Annotated in this window: 16 protein-coding genes and 1 pseudogene; 12 read left to right on the forward strand and 5 right to left on the reverse strand. The window is 67.8% G+C overall.

From position 1 onward, the window contains the following. Positions 1-40 precede the first annotated feature (40 nt). Together KOF26_RS06285 and KOF26_RS06290 are read left to right on the forward strand one after the other, a co-directional pair. Positions 41-808 (forward strand): metallophosphoesterase family protein, encoded by a 768-nt coding sequence (locus KOF26_RS06285; protein WP_216321981.1) that lies wholly within the window; start codon positions 41-43, stop codon positions 806-808. Further along, positions 801-1,715, forward strand: coding sequence for an NAD(P)/FAD-dependent oxidoreductase (locus tag KOF26_RS06290; RefSeq protein ID WP_216321985.1), 915 nt, complete (start codon positions 801-803; stop codon positions 1,713-1,715). Before KOF26_RS06285 ends, KOF26_RS06290 begins: the two co-directional genes overlap by 8 nt. Here KOF26_RS06290 and KOF26_RS06295 read toward each other — a convergent pair. Continuing rightward, the gene (locus KOF26_RS06295; protein WP_253201190.1) at positions 1,704-2,066 is read right to left on the reverse strand and encodes a hypothetical protein; all 363 of its coding nucleotides are present in this window, start codon (positions 2,064-2,066) and stop codon (positions 1,704-1,706) included. The two genes, KOF26_RS06290 and KOF26_RS06295, sit on opposite strands and share 12 nt — an antisense overlap. A gap of 236 nt (positions 2,067-2,302) precedes the next feature. On the opposite strand from KOF26_RS06295, the gene KOF26_RS06300 reads away from it, so the two are divergent. The 3 genes from KOF26_RS06300 to KOF26_RS06310 all read left to right on the forward strand — a co-directional run bounded on the left by KOF26_RS06300 (position 2,303) and on the right by KOF26_RS06310 (position 6,203). Next, entirely contained in the window at positions 2,303-4,492 is a 2,190-nt protein-coding gene (locus tag KOF26_RS06300; RefSeq protein WP_216321988.1) for a methyl-accepting chemotaxis protein, read from the forward strand. Between the two features lie 130 nt (positions 4,493-4,622). Continuing rightward, entirely contained in the window at positions 4,623-5,543 is a 921-nt protein-coding gene (locus KOF26_RS06305; RefSeq protein ID WP_216321991.1) for a hypothetical protein, read from the forward strand. 75 nt (positions 5,544-5,618) lie between these two features. Then, the gene (locus KOF26_RS06310) at positions 5,619-6,203 is read left to right on the forward strand and encodes a PAS domain-containing protein (RefSeq protein WP_216321993.1); all 585 of its coding nucleotides are present in this window, start codon (positions 5,619-5,621) and stop codon (positions 6,201-6,203) included. Here KOF26_RS06310 and KOF26_RS06315 read toward each other — a convergent pair. Both KOF26_RS06315 and KOF26_RS06320 read right to left on the reverse strand, forming a co-directional pair. Next, the gene (locus tag KOF26_RS06315; protein WP_216321996.1) at positions 6,200-6,595 is read right to left on the reverse strand and encodes a DUF2141 domain-containing protein; all 396 of its coding nucleotides are present in this window, start codon (positions 6,593-6,595) and stop codon (positions 6,200-6,202) included. The two genes, KOF26_RS06310 and KOF26_RS06315, sit on opposite strands and share 4 nt — an antisense overlap. Then, entirely contained in the window at positions 6,555-7,307 is a 753-nt protein-coding gene (locus tag KOF26_RS06320; protein WP_216321999.1) for a sterol desaturase family protein, read from the reverse strand. Before KOF26_RS06320 ends, KOF26_RS06315 begins: the two co-directional genes overlap by 41 nt. A 96-nt stretch (positions 7,308-7,403) precedes the next feature. Here KOF26_RS06320 and crtY point away from each other — a divergent pair, with 96 nt between their 5' ends. Both crtY and KOF26_RS06330 read left to right on the forward strand, forming a co-directional pair. Beyond that, on the forward strand, positions 7,404-8,567 hold the full coding sequence (gene crtY / locus KOF26_RS06325; RefSeq protein WP_216322002.1) for a lycopene beta-cyclase CrtY: 1,164 nt from the start codon (positions 7,404-7,406) through the stop codon (positions 8,565-8,567). Continuing rightward, a pseudogene (locus KOF26_RS06330) lies at positions 8,564-9,490 on the forward strand (phytoene/squalene synthase family protein); the annotation flags it as partial. The gene crtY and the pseudogene KOF26_RS06330, both read left to right, overlap by 4 nt. On the opposite strand, the gene KOF26_RS06335 reads toward KOF26_RS06330, so the two are convergent. Both KOF26_RS06335 and KOF26_RS06340 read right to left on the reverse strand, forming a co-directional pair. After that, the gene (locus tag KOF26_RS06335; RefSeq protein WP_253201191.1) at positions 9,468-9,980 is read right to left on the reverse strand and encodes a sterol desaturase family protein; all 513 of its coding nucleotides are present in this window, start codon (positions 9,978-9,980) and stop codon (positions 9,468-9,470) included. The pseudogene KOF26_RS06330 and the gene KOF26_RS06335 sit on opposite strands and share 23 nt — an antisense overlap. Positions 9,981-10,011: 31 nt before the next feature. After that, complete coding sequence (locus KOF26_RS06340) at positions 10,012-11,484, reverse strand: phytoene desaturase (RefSeq protein ID WP_216322008.1); 1,473 nt, start codon at positions 11,482-11,484, stop codon at positions 10,012-10,014. Positions 11,485-11,722: 238 nt separating this feature from the next. On the opposite strand from KOF26_RS06340, the gene KOF26_RS06345 reads away from it, so the two are divergent. The 5 genes from KOF26_RS06345 (at position 11,723) to KOF26_RS17390 (ending at position 22,325) form a co-directional block, all read left to right on the forward strand. Further along, positions 11,723-12,628 (forward strand): polyprenyl synthetase family protein, encoded by a 906-nt coding sequence (locus tag KOF26_RS06345; protein WP_216322011.1) that lies wholly within the window; start codon positions 11,723-11,725, stop codon positions 12,626-12,628. Positions 12,629-12,760: 132 nt separating this feature from the next. Continuing rightward, positions 12,761-15,658, forward strand: coding sequence for a TonB-dependent receptor plug domain-containing protein (locus KOF26_RS06350; RefSeq protein ID WP_216322014.1), 2,898 nt, complete (start codon positions 12,761-12,763; stop codon positions 15,656-15,658). Between the two features lie 74 nt (positions 15,659-15,732). Next, complete coding sequence (locus KOF26_RS06355) at positions 15,733-18,504, forward strand: M14 family metallopeptidase (RefSeq protein ID WP_216322016.1); 2,772 nt, start codon at positions 15,733-15,735, stop codon at positions 18,502-18,504. Between the two features lie 262 nt (positions 18,505-18,766). Continuing rightward, a complete protein-coding gene (locus tag KOF26_RS06360) occupies positions 18,767-20,242 on the forward strand; it encodes an ATPase domain-containing protein (RefSeq protein ID WP_253201192.1) in 1,476 nt (491 codons plus the stop codon). Continuing rightward, positions 20,235-22,325, forward strand: a complete 2,091-nt coding sequence (locus KOF26_RS17390; RefSeq protein WP_216322022.1) for an ATP-binding protein — start codon at positions 20,235-20,237, stop codon at positions 22,323-22,325. The genes KOF26_RS06360 and KOF26_RS17390 overlap by 8 nt, the downstream gene beginning before the upstream one ends. The last annotated feature ends 17 nt before the right edge of the window (positions 22,326-22,342 follow it).

Raw genomic sequence — 22,342 nt, forward strand, 5'->3', positions numbered from 1 at the left:
AGGGCGCAGCCGGATCGGCGTTCATGCGTTGGGATCGGCCATGGCACGACTGTTCCACGTCAGCGACATCCATTTCGGCGCCGAGGATCCGACCGCGCTCGACTGGTTCCGCCAGTGCGCGCGGGCGGAGCGGCCCGACGCGATATTGATGACCGGAGACCTGACGATGCGGGCGCGATCGCACGAGTTCGCCGCCGCCTGCGCGTGGCTGCGATCGCTCGACCTGCCGACCACGATCGAGGTCGGCAATCACGACCTGCCCTATTTCAACCCGGTGGCGCGCTTCGCCGCCCCCTATCGTCGCTATCGCGCGCTGGAAGGGATGATCGAGCGACCATTGGCGGTGAAGGGGGTGGCGGTGGTGCCGCTGAAGACGACGGCGCGGTTCCACTGGCGGCTCAACTGGTCCAAGGGCCATGTCAGCGACGGCGCGCTCAGGCGGTCGCTCGCCCTGGTCGAGGCGGCGCCGGCCGGCGACCTGATCCTCGTCACCGCCCACCACCCGCTGATCGCCACGGCGACGCGGTCAAGCGGGCGCACCCGTCATGGCGGGGCGGCGCTGGCGGCCCTCGCCGGGGCCGGCGTGCAGGCGGTGCTGACCGGCCATGTCCATGATCCCTTCGACATCGCGCATGAGGTGGAGGGCCGGGTGGTGCGGCTGATCGGGGCGGGCACGCTGTCGCGGCGGGTGCGCGCGGAGCCGCCGTCGTTCAATGACATCCGCATCGCCGACGGCGCCATCGAGGTGATCGCGCGCAAGCTCGGCGAACCGGACGTGGCGCTGACCGCGGGCGCCGCCGGTGGCTGAGCCGATCGACTGCCTCGTCATCGGCGCCGGGCCCGCCGGGCTGACCGCCGCCATCTATCTGGCGCGCTTCCATCTGGCGATCCGGCTGATCGATGCCGGGCACAGCCGGGCGGCGCTGATCCCGCGCACCCGCAACCATGCCGGCTATCCCGGCGGCATTTCGGGGACCGAGTTGCTGTCGCTGATGCGCGCGCAGGCGAGCGAGTTCGGGGCGCAGGTGACCGAAGGGCTGGTGGAGCGGATCGAGCGGGACGGCGACATCTTCATCGCCCATCTCGACGGCGACAGCGTCGCGGCGCGAACGGTGCTGCTGGCGACCGGCGTGGTCAACAACCCGCCGCCGATCGCGCCGGAAATCCATGACGCGGCGCTGGCGCGCGGCCTTTTGCGCTACTGTCCGATCTGCGACGGTTACGAAGTTACCGACCGGCGCGTCGCGGTGATCGGCACCCGGACGCATGGTCGCAACGAGGCGGTGTTCCTGCGCATGTATACGAAGGACGTGACGCTGATCGCGCCGCACGATGCGCATGCCCTGGAGGATGGCGAACGGCGCGAGCTGGAGAAGATGGGCGTGCGGCTCGTCGATGGGCCGTGCCAGCCGCTGCGTATCGATGGCGAGCGGATGCTGGTGCCGACGCCCGAGGGAGAGCTTGCCTTCGACAGCGTCTATCCGGCGCTTGGCTCAGTGATCCGCTCGGAGCTGGCGGTGTCGCTCGGCGCGGAGGCAAGCGAGGATGGTTGCCTCGTCGTCGATGCCCACCAGCGGACGACGGTGCGCGGGCTCTACGCGGCCGGCGACGTCGCCAAGGGGCTCGACCAGATCAGCCACGCCATGGGCGAGGCCGGGGTCGCCGCGACGACGATCCGCAACGATCTCGCCGCGGACGTGCCGTTACTTCGCTGACCGGCGGCGATCGTAGCGCGGATAGCCATATCGACTCGATTCGAACGAGACGATAGCGCCGGCATTGTCGCTGAGCGGGATCGCCGCGGTGCCGTAGATGCCGCGCGTGCCGTTTGATCCGATCATCGCGCCGACCTCGCCATGGATGCCGCCAAGCCCCTTGCCGGTCGATTCGCCGCGGGCCCGGGCGGCGCTGTCTTCCGTGCTGCGATCAAGGATCGCCTGGCGCTGCGCGTCAGTGAGGCGGATCGTGTCGCCGTCGGCGGGCGGCGCGGATTGCGCCAACGCGGCCGGCGCCAGCCAGCAGGCCGCGGCGAGTGCAATCAGGCGGGGTGTCGCAAAACCGGTCATTCCCCCCTTTAACCCGATTATGCCCGTCCACAAAATGAACGACTTCGGCGGGAGGCCGGCCGGCAATGGTGGGGCGGATGCGCGCGCGGGCGGCGCGGCGGGGGACCGCACCGACTGCGATGATCGCCCGAAGAAAAGCCGGGCCGGGCCGAAGTCTTCGGTGCCGCCGGCAAGCTTTAACCCAGCGTTTAGCACGGCTGATTATTCCGGGCCGGTTAGTGGCTGGGGATTGAAACATGCGCATCTGGCAGTCGACGATGCTGTTGCGCCGAAGCATCGCGGCTCGGGTATTGCTGGCGACGGCCACCGTGGGGCTGCTGATGTTCGCGGTCAGCGCGACCAGCTCCTATCGCCACCGGCGCGATTCCGTCCAGCGCGCGCTGGTCGAGACGATGCATCGCATCAGCACCTCACGCGCGCGCAGCATCAGCTTCTGGTTCCAGGGGCGGCAGCTCCTCGTCGAAACGGCCAATGAGGGCGTCGCCAGGCGCCTGCCGGGCGAGCCGGTAGAGCAGGCCTTCAAGCGCGAGGCGCTCGCCCAGAATTTCCTCGGTACCTATTTCGGGGCCGCGGACGGCTCGTTGCACAGCTATCCGCGGCTGCGCGTGATGCCGGCCGGCTATGATCCGCGCAATCGGCCATGGTACCGGCAAGCCGCGGCCCGGCATGCGACGACGCTGACCGATCCCTATCGCGACCCCACCCTGCCGCATCCGGTGGTGACGATGGCGACGCCGCAATATGCGGACGGGCGGCTGATCGGGGTGACCGCGGCCGATTTCTCGCTCGCCGCCCTCGTCCAGATGCTGCGTGAGAGCAACCCGGAGGGCGGCTACATCTTCATCGTCAACCAACAGGGCCGCATCCTCGTCCATCCGAACGCCGCAATGGTCGGCAAGACGCTGGCCGATGTCTTCGTCGGACGCACCCCGCCCATCTCGGCGGCGGTGACCACCGTCCATGACGGGCGGACCGAGCATAGCGTGACCTTCGCGCCGATCGAGAATCTGCCTGGCGCGAAATGGTATGTCGGCGTGTCGATCGACGGGCGCAGCGCCTATGGCGAGCTCGCCACCGAGACCTGGAGCACGATGCTGCGCACTGCGCTGGTCAGCGGCGCGTCGCTGCTCATCGTGTGGCTGGTGCTGGCGAAGATCGTGCTGGCCCCGCTGCGGCGGATGATCGCGGCGATGAAGACGATCGCTTCCGGTTGCTACGACATCGAGATTGTCGGCGCGGATCGCGAGGACGAGATCGGCGCGATGGCCCGTGCCATCGAGGTATTTCGCGAGAATGGCCGCAGCATCGCCGAACTCAACGCCGCCGAGCGCGTCCGGCTGGCCCAGCAGGCCGAGGACCGCGCGCTGATGATGAGCGACCTTCAGGCGTCGTTCGGCAAGGTGGTGGATGCGGCGATCGCCGGCGATTTCTCGCCGCGGGTCACGGAACGCTACACGGATGCCGAACTGAACGCGCTGGCGCGTTCGGTGAACCAGCTCGTCGAGACCATCGACCTCGGGCTCAGCGAGACCGGCAGCGTGCTCGCCGCCCTGGCCGAGACCGACCTCACCCGGCGTGTCCATCGCGATTTCTCCGGCGCGTTCGCCGCGCTCAAGACCAGTACCAACGCCGTCGCGGACAAGCTGGAGGACGTCATCGGGCAATTGCGCGACACCTCGCGCCAGCTGAAGACGGCGACACACGATCTCAGCGCCGAGACCGCCGAACTTTCCCAGCGCACCGCCGATCAGGCCGATGCCATCGTCGCCACCTCCGATGCGATCCAGCGCCTGACCGAGAAGGTGGCGGAGAATGCCGCGAGCGCGCAGGTCGCCAGCCACAGGGCGCAGGAGGCGGCCGGATCGGCGCAGGAAAGCAGCGCGGTGCTGGCCGGCGCGCTGGCCACCATGGAGCGGCTGAACGCCTCGTCGGCGACGGTGTCGAGCATCATCGGCATGATCGATTCCGTCGCCTCACAGACGGCGCTCGTCGCGCTCAACGCGACCATCGAGGCGGCCCGCGCCGGCGAGGCCGGGCGCGGCTTCGCGGTGGTGGCGACCGAGGTCAAGACGTTGGCCGGACAGGCGGCGTCCGCATCCAGCGAGGCGCGGCGGCTGATCGACCGGACGGCGGGCGAGGTCGCCGCCGGCTCGGCACTGATGGCCGAGATGATGGGCAGCCTGTCGGCGATGCTGCGCGCCGTGCACGACAACAACACCCATCTCGGCACGATCGCGGACGCGAGCGCGGAGCAGACCGCCTCGATCAGCCGGATCAGCGCGGCGATCGACAAGATCGAGGGCATTACCCGCCACAATGCCGACCTGGTGCGCGAGCTCAACGCCACCACGCGCGACACCGAATCGCGCGCGTCCGAACTCGACGGGATCGTCGACGTGTTCACGCTGCGGCGGGAGCGGCAGTAACGGCCCCCTCCGGCCGGACCAAAGGGCTTGACGGGCGAACGGGCGCGGCCCTTGATGTCCGAAAAGACGAAAGCGGGGGGGGAATGCGATGAGATTTGCGAACGGGATTTCGCGCGCGGGCGGAATGGCCATGGCGGCGCTTTTGCTCGCCACGGCTGCACCGGCAGCGGCGCAGCCGGCAGCGGCCACGGCCGGCCATTGGGACGAGGCAATGCCGGCCGGCGCCAATTACCAGACCGCGGCGTTCCGCCTGTGGCTGCCGCAGGGCAGCGGCGCTGTGCGGGCGGCGCTGGTGCTGGTGCCGGGCTCGAACGGCGACGGACGCGGCGCGGTCGACGATCCGGAATGGCAGGCGTTCGCGACGCGCGAGCATGTCGCGCTGATCGGCGTGCAGTTCGCCGACAAGCCGCCGCGCGGCTTCATCGAACAATATATCGATGTGAAGCGTGGCAGCGGCGATGCGTTGCTGACCGCCATCGCCCGCCTCGGCGCCACGGCCGGTCACGCCGAGTTGGCGACGGCCCCGCTGCTGCTGTGGGGCATGTCGGCGGGCGGCGAGTTCAATTACGAGTTCACCGCATGGAAGCCGGAGCGGGTCGCCGCGTTCATCGTCAACAAGGGCGGCGTCTATTATTCGGGCATCCTCGGCGACGTGGCGCGGAGCACGCCGGGCCTGTTTTTCGCCGGCGAGGCCGACATGCCGTCGCGTACCGGCATCGTCTCGGGCCTGTTCCTGATGAACCGCCGCGCGGGAGCCCTGTGGGGCTATGTTCAGGAAAAGGGATTGGCGCATGTCGAGGGCCATTCGCCGGCGCTGGCGCGGACCTTCTTCTCCGAAGTGCTGGCGCAGCGGCTAGGCCGGGGTGACGGCCCGCTAAAGGCCCTGACGCAGGACAGCGGCTTCATCGGCGACCCCAGGACCGGCGCGGTGCGCCCGGCCAGACCCGGTGAGACCGCGGACCAGACCAGCGCCTGGCTGCCCAGCGCTGCCGCCGCGCAGGCGTGGGCGGCGGTGGTGACGGCCCCTGCCCCGGCGACCGCCGCGAAATAACGGGCTGGCCGCTGGCAGGGGGAAAATGCAATCGCTCCCTTGCCTTGGCCCGCCTGATCGGAGACGCTGGACGGCATGTCGCTTTCGGAAATGATCTCAGGCAGCGCGATCGCCGCCGTCATCAGTGATCCGCGCCTGCCCGATAACCCGATCGTGGAATGCAACGAGGCGTTCGCGGCGCTGACCGGCTATCCGCGCGAGGAGATTATCGGTCGCAACTGCCGGTTCCTCGCCGGACCGGGCACGGACCCGGCGGCGACCGAGGCGCTGCGCCAGGGCATCGCCGCCGGGCGACCGGTGATGGTCGAGATCCTCAACTACAAGAAGGACGGAACGCCGTTCCGCAACGCCGTGCTGGTGGCACCGATCTTCGAGGCTGACGGGAGCCTGCGCTATTTCCTCGGATCGCAGGTGGAGATCGACGAGCGGCAGCGCGGGCGGTTCGGCGGAGCGGAGGCGGCGCGGCGCGTGGCGGCGCTGTCGCCCCGTCAGAAGACGGTGCTGGCGGCGATGGCCACCGGCCGGATGAACAAGCAGATCGCCCATGAACTCGGCCTCGCCGAGCGCACCGTCAAGATGCACCGCACCGGGCTGGTCCGCGCGCTGGGCGTGCGATCGGCGGCCGAAGCGATCCGGCTGGCGATCGAGGCCGGTTATTAGAGGAAATAACGCAGCGCCACCGTCGCCTCGACGTGACCAGTGACGGCGATGCGCGCCTGGGCGAAGCTGGGCGGGCCGAAGCGCAGCCGGGGGTTGTTGGAAAAGCCGATGCCCTCGGTCGGCACGATCAGCATCTTGTCGAGCCGGCCATTGCCGTTCTGGTCGTGGAACAGCGAGACCGCATAGTCACCGGGCGCCAGATCGTCGAACCGGACATCGCCGGCCTGAGCGGCCGCCACGCTCTTGTGGCGCGCCGCGGGATCGCCGTCGCAATCCGGAAAGGCCTTGGGGTTGGCCGTCAGGCAAATGCGGATCATTCCGCTCGCCGCGCGCAGGCCGATGACATGGACGTCAAGGCTTGCCGTCGGCGCTGCCCCGACGAGGATCGTCATGAAACACGCCAAGGCCCCGGTCCGTACCGCAAAGCCGATCCCAGAACCGGAAGTACAGCCCATAATTGCACCTGTAATCGCTGTGATGCCGCTGATGATGGCTGGCGGTGATGACGAAGCGCCCTCCCCGGCCCTCCACGAACCGGCGCGGGAAAATCTCCCAACCCATGTGATTGGTGACGCCCATCACCGTCATGATCGCCAGCACCACGCCAAGCGCCGAGATGTGGATCGGCACCACGAACACCAGTGCCGGAATGACGACCGCGCCGGTCAGCGCTTCCCAGGGATGGAAGCTCATCGCCGCCCATGCGGTGGGCGGGCGGCTGGCATGGTGGACGGCATGGGCGATGCGGAACAGCGCCGGGCGATGCATCAGCCGGTGCGTCCAGTAGAACCAGGCGTCATGGGCGAGCAGGAAGGCGACGATCGACAGCGGATACCAGGCGAGCGGATAATCGCCGAGGCGCGCGTAGATCAGCGTCCAGCCGCGATGCTGCCAGCCCCAGGCGACGACGCCGGCCGGCAGGCCATAAATGCCGGCGGACAACAGGCTCCAGTAGATTTCCCGCCCGATCTGGCGGCGCTGGCGGGCATAGACGCCGGGCATGCGCCGCGCCGTCGCCCAGGCGAAGGCGCCCGAGACGGCGAGGTATCGCACGGCGATGATCAACGTCATCGCCACCACCGCCAGCAGGATGGGCAGAGCCATGGCACCGACTTACCATCGTCGCGCCCGAAAGCCAGCCGCCATGGCTTTCCCTTATGGGCAGGTGACGTATGGCCGGCAGCCGGCTAAGCCGGTGCCATGCGGCTCCCCTTGCGATCCGATCTGGCGATCGTCGGCGGCGGCCTCGCGGGCGGGCTGACCGCGCTCGCCCTCGCCCGCCGGCGGCCGGACCTGAACATTGTCCTGATCGAGCAGGCCGGCCAGCTTGGCGGCAATCATGTATGGTCCTTCTTCGCGAGTGACGTCGAGGCCGAGGACGCGGCGCTGCTCGCGCCGCTCGTCGCCCATCGCTGGGAGGGCCATGACGTCGCCTTTCCGACGCTCCGCCGCACACTGGCGGGCGGCTATCGCTCGATCACCTCGGCGCGGTTCGATGCGGTGCTGCGCGAGGCGATCCCGGCAGCGCGCATCCTCACCGGACGCGGCGTCGCGCAGGTCACGGCCGAGGCGGTGGCGCTGGCAGACGGCAGCGTGATCGCGGCGCGGGCGGTGATCGACGCGCGCGGGGCCGGCGACCTCGGCCGGCTCGATTGCGGCTGGCAGAAATTCGTCGGCCAGACCCTGCGGCTGGAGGCGCCGCACGGCCTCGCCCGCCCGATCATCATGGATGCGACGGTCGACCAGAGCGAGGGCTATCGCTTCGTTTACGTACTTCCGGTCGCAGCGGACCGGCTGTTCGTCGAGGATACCTATTACAGCGACACGCCCGAGCTAGACCGGGACCGGCTCGCCGGCCGCATCGCCGCATATGCGGCGGCGCGGGGCTGGCGGGTGCAGGCGGTGGAGCATGAGGAGCGCGGCGTGCTGCCGGTGGTGATGGGTGGCGATTTCGAGCGCTATTGGCGATCAACCGGCGACGGCATCGCCAAGGCCGGGGTACGCGCCGGGCTGTTCCACCCGACCACTGGCTATTCGCTGCCCGATGCGGTGGCGCTGGCGCGGCATGTCGCGGCGCTCCCCGATCCGGCCGCGCCAGACCTGCCGGCGCAACTCCACGCCTTCGCGAGAGCGCGGTGGCAGAGCCGCGGCTTTTACCGGATGCTCGACCGGATGCTGTTCCGCGCGGCGCCGCCGGCCGACCGCTGGCGGGTGCTGGAGCGGTTCTATCGACTCGACGAGGGGCTGGTCGCGCGCTTCTATGCGGCGCGGTCGACCGCGTTCGACCGGCTGCGCATCGTCGCCGGGCGGCCGCCGGTGCCGATTCTGCACGCCATTCCGGCGATCATGGGGTGGCGACGATGACCGCGGGTCGCGACGCGCTGGTCACCTATGCCGCGCAGACGATCGCCGCGGGATCGAAGAGCTTCGCCGCCGCATCGCGCCTGTTCGCACCGGCTGTGCGGGCGCGCGCGCAGCTGCTCTACGCCTGGTGCCGGGCGTGCGACGACATGATCGACGGGCAGGAAATGGGGCATGGCATGCGCCGGCTGGACGACGGCGCGGCGCGGCTGGAGGCGATCCAGGCGCTGACCGGCAAGGCGCTGGAGGGCGAGGCGACCGGCCACCCGGCGTTCGACTGTCTGGCGATGGTGGCAGGCGAGACGCGCCTGCCCGCCCATTATCCTTATGATCTGATCGCCGGCTTCGCGTTGGACGCGGCCGGCTGGCGGCCGCACAGCGAGGCGGACCTCTATCGCTATTGCTATCACGTTGCGGGCAGTGTCGGCTGCATGATGGCGATCGTGATGGGCGTTGATCCGCACGACGATGCGACGCTCGACCGGGCCTGCGACCTCGGCATCGCCTTCCAGCTCGCCAATATCGCGCGCGATGTCGGCGAGGATGCGGCGGTCGGGCGCTGTTATCTGCCGGGCGAGTGGCTGGCTGAGGACGGCATCGTGCCGGGCCTGGCGATGCTCGACCATCCGACGGCGCTGGCGCGGTTCACGGCGCGGCTGGCGGAAGCGGCGCTCGGCTATGAGGAGAGCGCCCGCATCGGCGCGCGGCGCCTGCCTTATCGCTCCCGCTGGGCCGTGCTGGCGGCGGCGGGGATTTACGGTGCCGTCGCGCGCAAGGTAGCCGATCAGGGCGAGGCCGCGCTGACGAAGCGGGTCGTCACCGGCAAGCTGGAGAAGCTCGGCTTCATCATCAGCGCGGCGGTGTCGGCGGCGCTGCCGGCGAGCACGCCAGAGCCGCCGCGCCTCAATCTGTGGACGCGGCCGCGCTGGGCGCGCGCACGCCCTGTCGATGACGGCGGGCCAGCTCCGCCTTCAGCGCCTCTGGCGGCGGGGCGACGAGGAAGCCGAAGCTCACCGCCCCCTCCCTCGTCTCGACGACATGATGGAGGCGATGGGCCTGGATGATCCGCTTCATATAGCCGGAGCGCGGAACGTGGCGGTGCGGCAGGCGGCGATGCACGATCCAGTCGTGGAAGCCGAAATAGATCGCGCCATAGGCCGCGATGCCGGCGCCGATCCAGGTGCAGCCCGGCCACCAGCCCCAGCGCACTCCGCCCGCCAGCAGCACGATCGAGGGCAAGGCGAAAATCACCGCGTAGAGATCGTTGAGCTCGAACGCGCCGGTGCGCGGACGATGGTGGCTGGCGTGGAGGAACCAGCCCGGCCCGTGCATCACCCAGCGGTGCGCGGCATAGGCCACCCCTTCCATCACGGCGACGGTGGCGATGAACAGGGCGAGGCCGGCAAGCAGGGTCATCGCGGCGAATATAGGGCCGGGCCGCCGCCGCTCAAAGCATCAGCCCGGCGGTCGCCTTGGCGCTGCCGACGACGCCGGGGATGCCGGCGCCCGGGTGGGTACCGGCACCGACGAAATAAAGGTTGGCGAAGTGATCATCGCGGTTGTGGGCGCGGAACCACGCGCTCTGGGTCAGCAGCGGCTCGAGGCTGAACGCGCTGCCTAGATGGGCGCCGAGATCGTCGCGGAAATCCTCCGGCGTATAGTGGAAGCAGAGGTCGAGCCGGTCGCGCAGGTCGGGGATAAGCATCGCCTGCACGCGATCGAGCACCTGCTCGCGATAGGCCGGGCCTTCCGTCACCCAGTCGATCGGCGCCTTGCCGAGATGCGGGACCGGCGCCAGCGCGTAGAAGGTGGAATGGCCCTCCGGCGCCATGCCGGGATCGGTGGCGCTGGGGTGATGGAGATAGAGCGACGGATCGGGCGCCAGCCGGCCGCGGTCGTAGATGTCCTCGAGCAGCGGGCCGTAGCGATCGGAAAACAGGATGGAGTGGTGCGCGATATCCGGGAAACTGCCGCGCAGGCCGAAATGGACGACGAACAGGCTCGGCGAAAAGCGCTTGCGACGCAGCGACGCCACCCGCCGCGCGGCATAGGCCGAGCCGTGGATCAGCCCGTAGCTGTGGACGAGATCGCCGTTGGTGGCGACCATGTCGGCAGCAAGGCGCCGCCCGCCCATGGTGGTGACACCGGACACGCGGCGCCCCTCATGAGTGATGGCGCTTACGGGATCGCCGAGGACCAGGGTGCCACCCAGCCGCTCGAACAGCGCGGCCATGCCGGCGACCAGCGCATTGGTGCCGCCGCGCGCGAACCACACGCCGCCCTGTTTCTCCAGCTGGTGGATGAGCGCGTAGATGCTGCTCGTCCGCATCGGATTGCCGCCGACCAGCAGCGTGTGGAAAGACAGCGCCTGGCGCAATTTCTCGTTGCGCACGAAGCGCGAGACGACGGCGTAGACCGACTGCCACGCCTGATAGCGGGCGAGCGCCGGCGCCGCCTTGATCATCGCTCCGAAATTCAGGAACGGCACCGCGCCGAGCTTGACATAGCCCTCGTCGTAAACGCCGCGCGCATAGTCGAGAAAGCGGGCATAGCCGGCGACGTCGGCAGGATCGAGGCTGGCGATCTCGGCATCGAGCAGCGCATCATCATTGCCGTAATCGAAGCGCGTGCCGTCGTTCCACAACAGCCGGTAGAAGGGCTGGACGGGGATCAGATCGACATCGCGCGACAGCGTGTCGCCGGATAGCGCCCACAATTCCTCGAGGCAGGCCGGATCGGTGATGACGGTTGGCCCGGCATCGAACACATAGCCGCGCTCTCGCCACACATAGGCGCGGCCGCCGGGCCGGTCGCGCGCCTCGATGATCGTCGTGGCGACGCCGGCCGACTGGAGGCGGATGGCCAGCGCCAGTCCGCCGAAGCCGGCGCCGATGATGATGGCGCTTTGGCCTGGCCGCATCGAAACCCCTTCCGGTGACACGCCCAACGCGCGTCATGAATGCCGGCTCCGACCAGCTCCGCCAAATTAGCTAAAGTCTGAACGCCCCGGATCAACATACCCTTACGGGCGTATGGCGGAATTGCGATCCCTGATGGATAAGGATCGTCGAGAGGGCTCAGATGATTGCTGACAGATTCGCTCTGGACGTGCCGGACGCCATCAGGCGGGCCACGTGCGGCCACGGGCTCGCCGCGTGATGCCGCTCCTCGACGATCCGGAGGATCAGCTCCAGCATCGCCTCGCTCGCCTGCGCCGCGATGTCGACGCATTGCTGACATCCTTGATTCCCGAGACGGGCGGCCCCGCCGGGCAGCTCAACGAGGCGATGCGCTATGCGGTGGTCGGGGGCGGCAAGCGTTTTCGCGCGATGCTGACGGTGGCCGTCGCCGAACTGGTCGGCGCACCCTATGAGCAGGCGCTGCGCGTCGCCGCGGCGGTGGAATGCGTGCACGCCCAGTCGCTGGTGCATGACGACCTGCCGTGCATGGACGACGACGATATGCGGCGCGGCCGGCTGACACTGCATCGGCGGTTCGACGAGGCGACGGCGGTGCTGTCCGGCGACGCGCTGCTGGCGCTGGCGTTCGAGATACTGGGCGATGCCGGCACCCATCCGGACGCCGGCGTGCGCATCGCGCTGGTCGTCAAGCTGGCGCGTGCCATCGGCAATGACGGGCTGGCCGCGGGGCAGATGATGGACCTCTATCCGCCTGCTGCGCCGAGCCCGGCGCATGTGATGGAGTGCGAGGCGAAAAAGACCGGCGGCCTGATCCGCTTCGCGGTCGAGGCCGGAGCGATGCTCGGCCACTGCACCGCGGAGGATCGGGCGAGCCTGCTGCGCTTCGCGGACAGCCTCGGCCTCGCCTTCCAGATCCGCGACGATCTGCTCGATCGTACCGGGGACGCCACGGCGGTCGGCAAGAAGCTGCGCAAGGACGAGAGGGCCGGCCGCCGCAACGCCGTCGCCACTTTCGGCCTCGGCCGCGCCAGCGCCCGTGCCAGCCAGCTGGCGCGGCATTGCCGGGACGAATTGTCCCGCTTCGGGCGGACGGCGCGCACCCTCAACGACATCGCGGAGTTCGCGGTGTGCCGATCGTCCTGACCGGGGCGCGAACCGCTTTACCGGCAAAAACTATTTCTCCTATCGAATAACTAGGGATTAGCGCCTATCCCCCCGCCCTGTCGCCGTCCGCCGGGCCGGACCGCCGACATGTGCTCATTGGGGGAAGCCTGCATGCTCCGTGCCGTTCGTCTTGCGCTACTCGTCTCCGTCGCGTCGCTGCCGATGACCGCGCTGTCCGCGCAGACGGCGGGCGATGGCGGCGCGAAGATCGAGGAGGTCACCGTCACCGGGTCGCGCATCATCCGCAACGGCTATGACGCGCCGACCCCGCTGACCGTGATCAGCACCCAGGATCTGCAAGCATCCGCGCCGGCCAACCTCGCAGATTTCGTCAACCAGCTTCCCTCCGTGGCCGGCAGCACCACGCCGGCCAATTCCAACCGCTCGCTGGCCAGCGGGGCCGCCGGCCTCAACACCGTCAATCTGCGCGGCCTCGGCAGCAACCGTACGCTGGTGCTGATCGACGGGCGACGCTCGGTCGCATCGACGACCGACGGCACGGTGGACATCAACACCATCCCGCAGGGGCTGGTGAAGAGCGTCGAGGTCGTCACCGGCGGCGCGTCGGCAGTCTACGGGTCGGACGCGGTGGCGGGCGTGGTCAACTATATCCTCGACAAGGACTATACCGGCATCAAGGGCGACATCAGCTATGGCCAGACCACCTACGGCGACGATGACAGCTATCGCGCGACGCTGACGGCCGGGCTGAAACTCGCCGGCGGGCGCGGCCACGTGCTGCTCAACGGCACCTTCATCCAGCGCGATGGCATCAACGGCGTGCCGCGCGCCTGGGCGGCCAGGGGCATGTATATGACCCAGAACCCGGCCTATGTCGCGGGCAACGGCCAGCCGCAATATCTGCCGACGACCCGCGCCGGGCTTAACAGCGTGACCGGCGGCGGCATCGTCGTCAGCGGCCCGGCGCGCGGCGTCTACTTCGGGCAAGGCGGCACGATCAACCGTTATGATTATGGGGAAAACTACAATCTTGCGGGCAACAGCGAATGGACGGTCGGCGGCGACTGGCGGGTCAATCAGCATATCGACGGCACTTCGCTGCAACCGGGCGAGCGCATCCGCAGCGTCTATGGCCGGCTGAGCTACGAAATTGTCGACGGAGTCACCGTCTATGGCGAAGCATCGTACAATCGCACCCTCGGCCTCAACTGGGGCGGGCGGCAGACCGATCGCGGCAATATCGCGATCAGGGGCGACAATGCGTTCATCCCGGCGGCGCTGCTCGCCCAATATCCCACGCTGGCGACGAGCGGACTGACGCTCGGCTCGTTCAATGCCGATTATCCGACCCGGCAAAGCTATAATCGCCGTGAAGTCCAGCGCTATGTGATCGGCGCCGAGGGCAGTTTTTCACTGTTCGCCGACTGGAAATGGGACGGCTATTATCAGCGCGGCGTCACCGACAACCATATCTCGCTGATCTCGCCCAATCGCATCCAGCTCGGCTATGCGCGCGACGCGGTGTGGAATGCGGCGCATAGCCAGATCGTCTGCCGTGTCACCCGCGACGGCAGCAGCGACCCGCTCGCGCAGGGCTGCGTGCCGTGGAACAGCTTCGGCATCGGCGTCAATTCGCAGGCCGCCGTCGATTACATCATGGGCAATCCCTGGACCAACACGCGCTTCACCCAGGATGTCGCGGCGCTCAATTTCAGCACCGACATCGCCAACCCGTGGCTGAAGCCGATCGGGCTCGCCTTCGGCGTCGAGCATCGGCGCGAGGCGACCTCGGCCTATACGCCGCCTTTCGCGCAGAGCGGCTGGTATAGCGGCAATTTCCCGGACAACGAGCAGGTCGCCGGCCATTACGACGTCACCGAAGGCTATGTCGAGACGCTGGTGTCGTTGCCGCTCAATGTCGAGTTCAACGGCGCCGCGCGGCTGACCAGCTACAGTCAGGCCGGGCGCGTCGTGACCTGGAAGACGGGGCTGACGTGGAGCCCGATCGGCGACCTGCGCCTGCGCGGCGTCAGATCACGCGACATCCGCGCCCCCAATCTGTCCGAACTGTTCCAGTCGGGCGGCGGCAATACCAATTCGCTGCTCAATCCATGGACCGGCAAGACGGCGCGCTATCGCGGCGTGCCGCAGGGCAATCTCGACTTGCGGCCGGAGAAGGCCGACACCTGGGACTTCGGCCTCGTCTACCGCCCGTCCTTCATTCCGGGCTTCGGTCTGTCGGTCGATTATTATGACATCAAGATCAAGGGATCGATCGGATCGCTCGGCGCGCAGCAGATCGTCGACCGTTGCTTCGAGGGCAATGAGGATCTTTGCCGGCAGATCTCGCTCGCCACGGCGGATAACGCAGTGGCGCCGACCTATGCCTATGGCAATGGCTGGAACCGCACGACCGGCCCCAATGCCGTCCCCAATCTCGGCGACATCTGGGTCTACACCACCAGCTTCAACTATGTCGTCGAGCGCACGCGCGGCGTCGATCTCGAGGTGAGCTACCAGACCCCGCTCGCCCGCATCGCGGAAAGCCTGCCGGGCACGCTTTCGCTTCGCGGCCTCGCCACCCGCTTCATCGAGCGCACCTCGGACAATGGCACGCAGCCGCCGACCAACAGCGTCGGGCAGAACAGCGGCGCCTTGCCCAAGTGGAAATATCGCGTGACGGCGAATTACGCTTTGGAAGACTGGACATTCCAGCTGACCGGCCGCGGTTTCAGCGCCGGGGTCTACAGCAACACCTATATCGAATGCACCAGCGGCTGCCCGGCGTCTACCGCGCTCAATCGCACGATTTCGGACAATCACTTGCCCAGCGCCTTTTACGTCGATGGTTATCTCGCCCGGAAGCTGCAATTCGGCGGCCTCGCCAGCGAACTCTATGTACAGGTCAACAATCTGTTCAATCGCGACCCGGGGCTGGTCGGCAACGGCCCATCCGACACCTCAAGTCCGGATCCGGGCACCAATCGTTCGCTCTATGATTTCCTCGGCCGCAGCTTCCGCATCGGCCTGCGCTTCAATCTCGGCTGATGTTGACCGGCCCCGTTGCAACTGCGGGGCCCTTATCCGATACCTGCCATGTGGCGATTCCCGGGGGTAAGACGATGCGCGGTTTCCTGCTGACGACCACCATGTTTGCCGCGATCGCGGCCACGCCCGCCCCGGCGCAGCTCGCGCCGCCGACCAATGCCCGTATCACCGATCCCAAGGATGTGGTGGGTGGCGTGGTCGGCTCCGACTATTTCCTCGCCAACTACACCAATATCGGCAAGTGGCTGCAAAAGGTCGCCGGAGAAAGCGACCGGATGAAGCTGGTCTCGATCGGCAAGACCGCCGAGGGGCGCGAGCAATGGATGGCAGTGATCTCCTCGCCGGAGAACCTGCGCAATCTTGACCGCCAGAAGGAAATCGCGAAGAAGCTCGCCCTCGCCAGGGGCCTCTCGGACGAGGAGGCGCATGCGCTCGCCCGCGAGGGCAAGGCGATGGTATGGATCGATGCCGGCATCCACGCCACCGAGACCGTCAACGGGCAGGCGCATATCCAGTTCATCCACGAGATGCTGACCGCCAACGATCCGGAGATGCTGCGCTTCCTCAACGACGACATCGCGCTGTTCGTCTACGCCAATCCCGACGGGCTGGAGCTGGTCGCCAACTGGTATATGCGCGAGGCCGATCCGAAGAAGCGCAAGATGGATATCCCGCTTCTCTACCAGCATTATATCGGCCACGACGACAATCGCGACAGCTTCGCGGTCACCCAGGCTGAGACGACCAATATCAACAAGGCGATGTATCGGGATTGGTTTCCGCAACTCAATTACAACCAGCACCAGACCGGGCCGGTCGGCACCGTCGTCTTCATTCCGCCGTTCCGTGATCCCTATAATTACAATAACGAGCCGCTGGTCATCAACGAGACGGACAGCCTCGCCTATGCCATGCACGGCCGGCTGATCGCGGAGGGCAAGCCGGGCTCGATCATGCGCTCCGGCGCGCCTTATTCGACCTGGTTCAACGGCGGCCTGCGCACCGTCGGCTATTTCCATAATGTGCCCGGCATCCTCACCGAGATCATCGGCAATCCGACGCCGATGGAAATCCCCCTGGTGCCGCGCAACCAGCTCGCCCGCGAGGATCTCGCCGCGCCGATCGCGCCGCAGACCTGGCATTTCCAGCAATCGCTGGACTATATGAAGACCCTGGATCGCGCGACGCTCGACTATGCCTCGCGCAATCGCGAGACGGTGCTCTACAACCGCTTTGTCATGGGCCGGAACCAGATCCGCAACGGCAGCCAGGACAGCTGGGTGATCACGCCGAAGCGGGTGGATGCCGTCACCGCGGCGGCGAAGGCACTGAAGCCGGCCGCCGCCGGGGAGGCGCGCGCGCCGGCTGGCGAAGGCGTGGTGCCGTCGAGCCTCTACAAGACGGTGCTTCAGGATCCGGCGAAGCGGGCGCCGCGCGCCTACATCCTTCCCGCCGATGCCCAGCCGGACATGCCGACCACGGTCGCCTTCCTCAACACGCTGATCAAGAACGGCGTCGAGGTGCAGCAGGCCGATGCCGCTTTCACCCATGACGGCAAATCCTATCCGGCAGGCTCCTATATCGTGCGCGCCGATCAGGCGTTCCGCCCGCATGTGCTCGACATGTTCGAGCCGCAGGATCACCCGCAGGACTTCGCCTATCCGGGCGGACCGCCGCTACGTCCGTACGACATTACCGGTTATACGCTCGCCTTCCAGATGAACGTCAGGTTCGACCGGCTGCTGGACAGCGCGCCGCCGGCAATGCCGGCCGTGCCCGATCTCATCGCCACACCGCCGGCGGGGCATATCGTCGGGACCGGGAAGGCCGGCTATGTCGTCAGCCACGCCACCAACAACAGCTTCCGCCTCACCAACCGCCTGCTGAAGGCGAAACTGCCGGTCTATTGGCTGAAGGGCTCGGTAACGGCCGGCGGACAGACGCTGGCGCCGGGCGCCTTGTGGATTCCGGCCTCGGCCAGGTCCCGGGCGATCGTGGAAGCGGCGGTGGCGCCGCTCGGCATCGATGCCTATGCGCTCGCCGCCAGACCGGCGGGCGAGAGCGTGGCGATCCGTCCCGTGCGCATCGGCCTGGTCGACATCTATGGCGGCTCGATGGCGTCGGGGTGGAATCGCTGGATCTTCGAGCAGTTCGAATTCCCCTACACCAAGGTATTCCCGCAGGAGCTGGATGCCGGCAACCTCAGGGCCAAATATGACGTGCTGGTTTTCCAGAGCGACGTGTTCGGCCGCGAGGGTCGCGGCACCCGCAGCGGGCCCCGGGCCGAGGACATCCCGGCCGAATATCGCCACATGCTCGGCGCCATGACCGACGACAGGACGCTGCCGCAGGTCGCCGCCTTCGCCCGGGCGGGGGGCACCGTCGTCGCGGTCGGCGATGCCACGGCGGTGGGTGCCAAGCTCGGCCTGCCGGTGGTCAACGCGCTCACCACCGAGAAGGACGGCAAGCGCGTGCCGGTGCCGGGCACGCAATTCTACGTCCCCGGATCGATCCTCAGCGCCCAGGTCGATGTCAGCGATCCGCTGGCCTACGGGCTGCCGGCGACGGCGGACGTATTCTACTATAACAACCCGGTCTACAGCTTGCCGGACGGCGACCCGAGCGTGCGGCGCGTCGCCTGGTTCGCCAGCGACGACCCGCTGCGCTCCGGCTGGGCGTGGGGGCAGAAGCGGCTCAACGGCACCACGGCAGTGGTCGACGGCACGCTCGGCAAGGGCCATGTCTATCTGCTCGGGCCCGAAGTCACCCAGCGCGGCCAGCCCTATTCGACGTTCAAGTTCCTTTTCAACGCCGTGCTCTACGGCCCGGCACAGGCCAGCCGATAAAGCCCGAGCTGCCCTTCCCCGCCCCGCCCGACCCCATTGTCGACGGCACAGACCTGGCCCTCGCTGCGGACGTTTCGCGGCGAGCGCCAGGCGCTTGCGTTCAAAGCCGAACGCAACGGTGAACATGCCCCAAGGAGCATCTCCCGAACGTCCGGCCTATGCTCTACATTCGCGCAGAGGGGGGTCCTTTCGCGCCGATATGCGTTAAGCCCCGTCGTAACAGCTGGGTGAATCGATGAGCGGCACAGACGCGCGGATTTCGATGGGTAATGCAGGGCTCGACCAAATCCTCCGCGGGGGCCTGCCGCAGAATCGCCTCTTCCTTGTCGAGGGCACGCCTGGATCCGGCAAGACCACATTGGCGCTGGAATTCCTGCTAGACGGCGTCGCCAAGGGCGAACCCGTCCTCTACATCACGCTTTCCGAGACCGGCGAGGAGCTACAGGTCGTCGCCCGCTCCCATGGCTGGAAGCTGGACGGCATGGACCTGTTCGAGCTGGCCTCCGCCGAAGAGGTGCTCGGCGCCGGGCGCGACCAGTCGATCCTGCACAGCTGGGAAATGGAACTGGGTGGCACGATCGACCTGATCAAGCGGGAGGTCGAGCGGGTAAAGCCGACCCGTGTCGTGTTCGACAGCCTTTCCGAGCTGCGCCTGCTGGCCCAGGATCCGCTCCGCTATCGTCGCCATCTGCTGCTCCTCAAACAGTTCTTCGGCGGGCTGCACACTACCGTGCTGCTGATCGACGACATGACCGGCACCCGCGACGAGCGCGACAGCCACCTGCACAGCCTGTGCCATGGCGTCGTCACGCTGGAGAGGCTGACGCTGGATTTCGGTGCGGCGCGCCGGCGGCTGCAGGTGCAGAAGATGCGTGGCGTCGACTTCCGGGCCGGCTATCATGACTTCATCATCCGCAAGGGCGGCATCGACGTCTTCCCGCGCCTCATCGCCACCGAACATCGCGGCGAGTTCACCGGTGAGGCCGTGGGCAGCGGCGTCGCAGAACTGGACGCGCTGCTCGGCGGCGGGCCGGCGCGTGGCACCAGCACGCTGATCACCGGGCCGGCGGGATCGGGCAAGACCTCGCTCGCGCTCCAATATATCGCCGCCTCCTGCAAGCGCGGCGAGCATTGCGCCATCTACCAGTTCGACGAGCGCATCGGCACGCTGATTGCGCGCGCCAAGGCGTTCGGCATCGACCTCCAGAAATTCATCGACGATGGGTGCCTGACCCTTCGCCAGATCGACGCGGCCGAAGTGGCGCCGGGGCAGTTCGCGTCGATGGTGATCGACCAGGTCGAGAACCGCGGCGCCAGGCTGGTGCTGATCGACAGCCTCAACGGCTATCTGGCGGCGATGCCGCAGGAACAGCAGCTCATCCTCCAGCTCCACGAGCTGCTCTCCTATCTCAGCCAGGCGGGGGTGTTGACGTTGCTGGTCAATCCGCAGCAGGGCTTTTTCGGCAACATGCATACCCATGGCCTGGATGTGTCGTACATCGCCGACGTCGTCATCCTGCTGCGCTTCTTCGAAGCCGAGGGGCGAATCCGCAAGGCGATCTCGATCGTCAAGAATCGCAGCGGCGCGCACGAAGACGCGATCCGGGAGTTCCGCATTGATGGACAGGGGACCCGCGTCGGCGCGCCGCTGGCCAATTTCCGCGGCATCCTCACCGGCACGCCCGAATATGTCGGGTCCCAGTCTCCACTGATGGAGGATCGTGGGACCGGTGCATAGGGCGACGTCAGAAGGCTATCCGGTCCTCGTCACCGCACCTTATGGCCGCGACGGCGAGAGCGTCGCCGCGCTGCTCGAGGAGCGCGGCTATCGGGCGCAGGTCTGCGCGGATCTTGGCGATCTGTCGCGGCGCCTCGACGAGCATGCCGGCGCGATCCTCGTCACCGAGGAGGCGCTCGCCACCGATCTCGGGCCGCTCCATCGCGCGCTGGAGGCTCAGCCAACCTGGTCGGACATCCCGTTCATCCTGCTCGCGGGGCGTCAGGCGAAGCGCCACAGCCCGGCCGAAGCGGTGCGCCGGCGGCTGCCCGCCAACGCCACCAATGTCGTCCTGCTGGAGCGGCCGCTTAGCACCGAATCGCTGGTCAGCGCGGTCGCGTCGGCGCTGCGCGCCCGGCAGAAGCAGTTCCTGATCCGCGATCAGGTTGCAGAGCTTGATGCCGAGCGGCGGCGCCTGTCGACGCTGCTCGAGAACCTGCCGGTCGGCGTCGCCTTCGTCAGCCCGTCCGGCGAGACGCAGCTCGCCAATCCGGCGTTCCGCAGGTTCAGCCCGGAAGGCGTCATCCCCTCGATGGATCAGCGGGCGCAGGAGCGATGGAGGGCGGTCGATCCCGGGGGAAACCGGATCGAGCCGGACGGTTTTCCCGGCTCCAGATCGCTGCGCGGCGAAGTCGTCCACGGCATGGAGTTCATCTACTGCGGCGGCGATGCCGAGATATGGACGCGGATCAGCGGGGTCCCGCTCCATGACGACAATGGCGTGGTGACCGGCGCCATCTCGGTGATCGTCGACATCGACGAGCAGAAACGCAGCCAGGAGGCGCTGGCCGCCGCCGCCCGCACGCTGGAAGCCCAGGTCGCTGCGCGCACCGCCGACCTGGAAGGCGCGCTCGAGCGGCTCAAGGCCGAGGCCGCCGATCGCGAACGCGCGGAGGCAGCGCTCCGCCAATCCCAGAAGATGGAGGCGGTAGGCCAGCTGACCGGCGGCATCGCCCATGATTTCAACAATATGCTGACCGGTGTCATCGGCGCCCTCGACATCATGAAGCGGCGGATGGCGGCGAACCGCTATGACGACCTCGGCCGGTTCATGGACGCTGCTGCCACTTCGGCACAGCGCGCGGCGAGCCTCACCGCGCGGCTGCTGGCCTTCTCCCGCCGCCAGTCGCTCGACAGCCGGGCGATGGACGTGAACGCCCTCATCATTTCGCTGGAAGAGCTGCTCCGCCGGACGATGACCGAGAAGATCGAGGTGTCGATCGCGCCAGCCGCCGATCTGCCCGCCGGCATCGTCGACGCCAACCAGCTCGAGAGCGCGGTGCTGAACCTCGCGATCAACGCCCGCGACGCCATGCCCGAGGGCGGCAAGCTGACCATCGAGACGCGCGTCGCCAATCTTGACGAAGCCTATTGCGAGGCCCGCCCCGGCGTGAAGCCGGGCCGCTACGTCGTCATCGCAGTGTCCGACACCGGCGTCGGCATGGACCGGGAGACGGTGGACAAGGTATTCGACCCGTTCTTCACCACCAAGCCGATCGGCCAGGGCACCGGCCTCGGCCTGTCCATGGTCTATGGCTTCGCCAAGCAATCGAACGGGCAGGTGCGCATCCACTCGGCGCCGGGCAGCGGCACCACCGTCAGCATCTTCGTGCCTGCCGCGGAGGCGCCGGCGCAGGGCGATATCCGCAGTGCCGGCGGCGATGTGCACGAAGGCTCGGGCCAGTCCGTGCTGCTGGTCGAGGATGATGATTCCGTTCGCCTGCTGGTGCGCGACGTGCTGGAGGAGCTGGGCTACGAGACTTTCGAGGCGGCCGAGGCGCTGAAGGCCACGGAACTGCTGCGATCCGGCCAGCGCTTCGACCTGATGGTCTCCGATGTCGGCCTGCCAGGCATGAACGGCCGACAGCTGGCCGAGATCGCGCGGGAGAACCACCCCGACCTGCCGATCCTGTTCGTCACCGGCTATGCCGAGAATGCCGCCATCCGGGCCGGCTTCCTCGGCACCAACATGGCGATGATCACCAAGCCGTTCCAGATCGAGGTGCTGTCGGCGAAGATCAGCGAGATGCTGAGCCCACCCTGATCGTCGCCGGCGAGCCG

The sequence above is a fragment of the Sphingomonas quercus genome, from assembly GCF_018863195.1.
In the GTDB taxonomy this organism is placed as follows: Bacteria; Pseudomonadota; Alphaproteobacteria; order Sphingomonadales; family Sphingomonadaceae; genus Solisphingomonas; species Solisphingomonas quercus.

Bases quoted from the DNA above. Each gene is read 5' to 3' on its own strand.
- KOF26_RS06285 (WP_216321981.1), top strand. From the start codon at position 41: ATGGCACGACTGTTCCACGTCAGCGACATCCATTTCGGCGCCGAGGAT.
- KOF26_RS06295 (WP_253201190.1), bottom strand. From the start codon at position 2,066: ATGACCGGTTTTGCGACACCCCGCCTGATTGCACTCGCCGCGGCCTGC.
- KOF26_RS06300 (WP_216321988.1), top strand. From the start codon at position 2,303: ATGCGCATCTGGCAGTCGACGATGCTGTTGCGCCGAAGCATCGCGGCT.
- KOF26_RS06305 (WP_216321991.1), top strand. From the start codon at position 4,623: ATGGCGGCGCTTTTGCTCGCCACGGCTGCACCGGCAGCGGCGCAGCCG.
- KOF26_RS06310 (WP_216321993.1), top strand. From the start codon at position 5,619: ATGTCGCTTTCGGAAATGATCTCAGGCAGCGCGATCGCCGCCGTCATC.
- KOF26_RS06315 (WP_216321996.1), bottom strand. From the start codon at position 6,595: ATGACGATCCTCGTCGGGGCAGCGCCGACGGCAAGCCTTGACGTCCAT.
- KOF26_RS06320 (WP_216321999.1), bottom strand. From the start codon at position 7,307: ATGGCTCTGCCCATCCTGCTGGCGGTGGTGGCGATGACGTTGATCATC.
- crtY (WP_216322002.1), top strand. From the start codon at position 7,404: ATGCGGCTCCCCTTGCGATCCGATCTGGCGATCGTCGGCGGCGGCCTC.
- KOF26_RS06335 (WP_253201191.1), bottom strand. From the start codon at position 9,980: ATGACCCTGCTTGCCGGCCTCGCCCTGTTCATCGCCACCGTCGCCGTG.
- KOF26_RS06340 (WP_216322008.1), bottom strand. From the start codon at position 11,484: ATGCGGCCAGGCCAAAGCGCCATCATCATCGGCGCCGGCTTCGGCGGA.
- KOF26_RS06345 (WP_216322011.1), top strand. From the start codon at position 11,723: ATGCCGCTCCTCGACGATCCGGAGGATCAGCTCCAGCATCGCCTCGCT.
- KOF26_RS06350 (WP_216322014.1), top strand. From the start codon at position 12,761: ATGCTCCGTGCCGTTCGTCTTGCGCTACTCGTCTCCGTCGCGTCGCTG.
- KOF26_RS06355 (WP_216322016.1), top strand. From the start codon at position 15,733: ATGCGCGGTTTCCTGCTGACGACCACCATGTTTGCCGCGATCGCGGCC.
- KOF26_RS06360 (WP_253201192.1), top strand. From the start codon at position 18,767: ATGGGTAATGCAGGGCTCGACCAAATCCTCCGCGGGGGCCTGCCGCAG.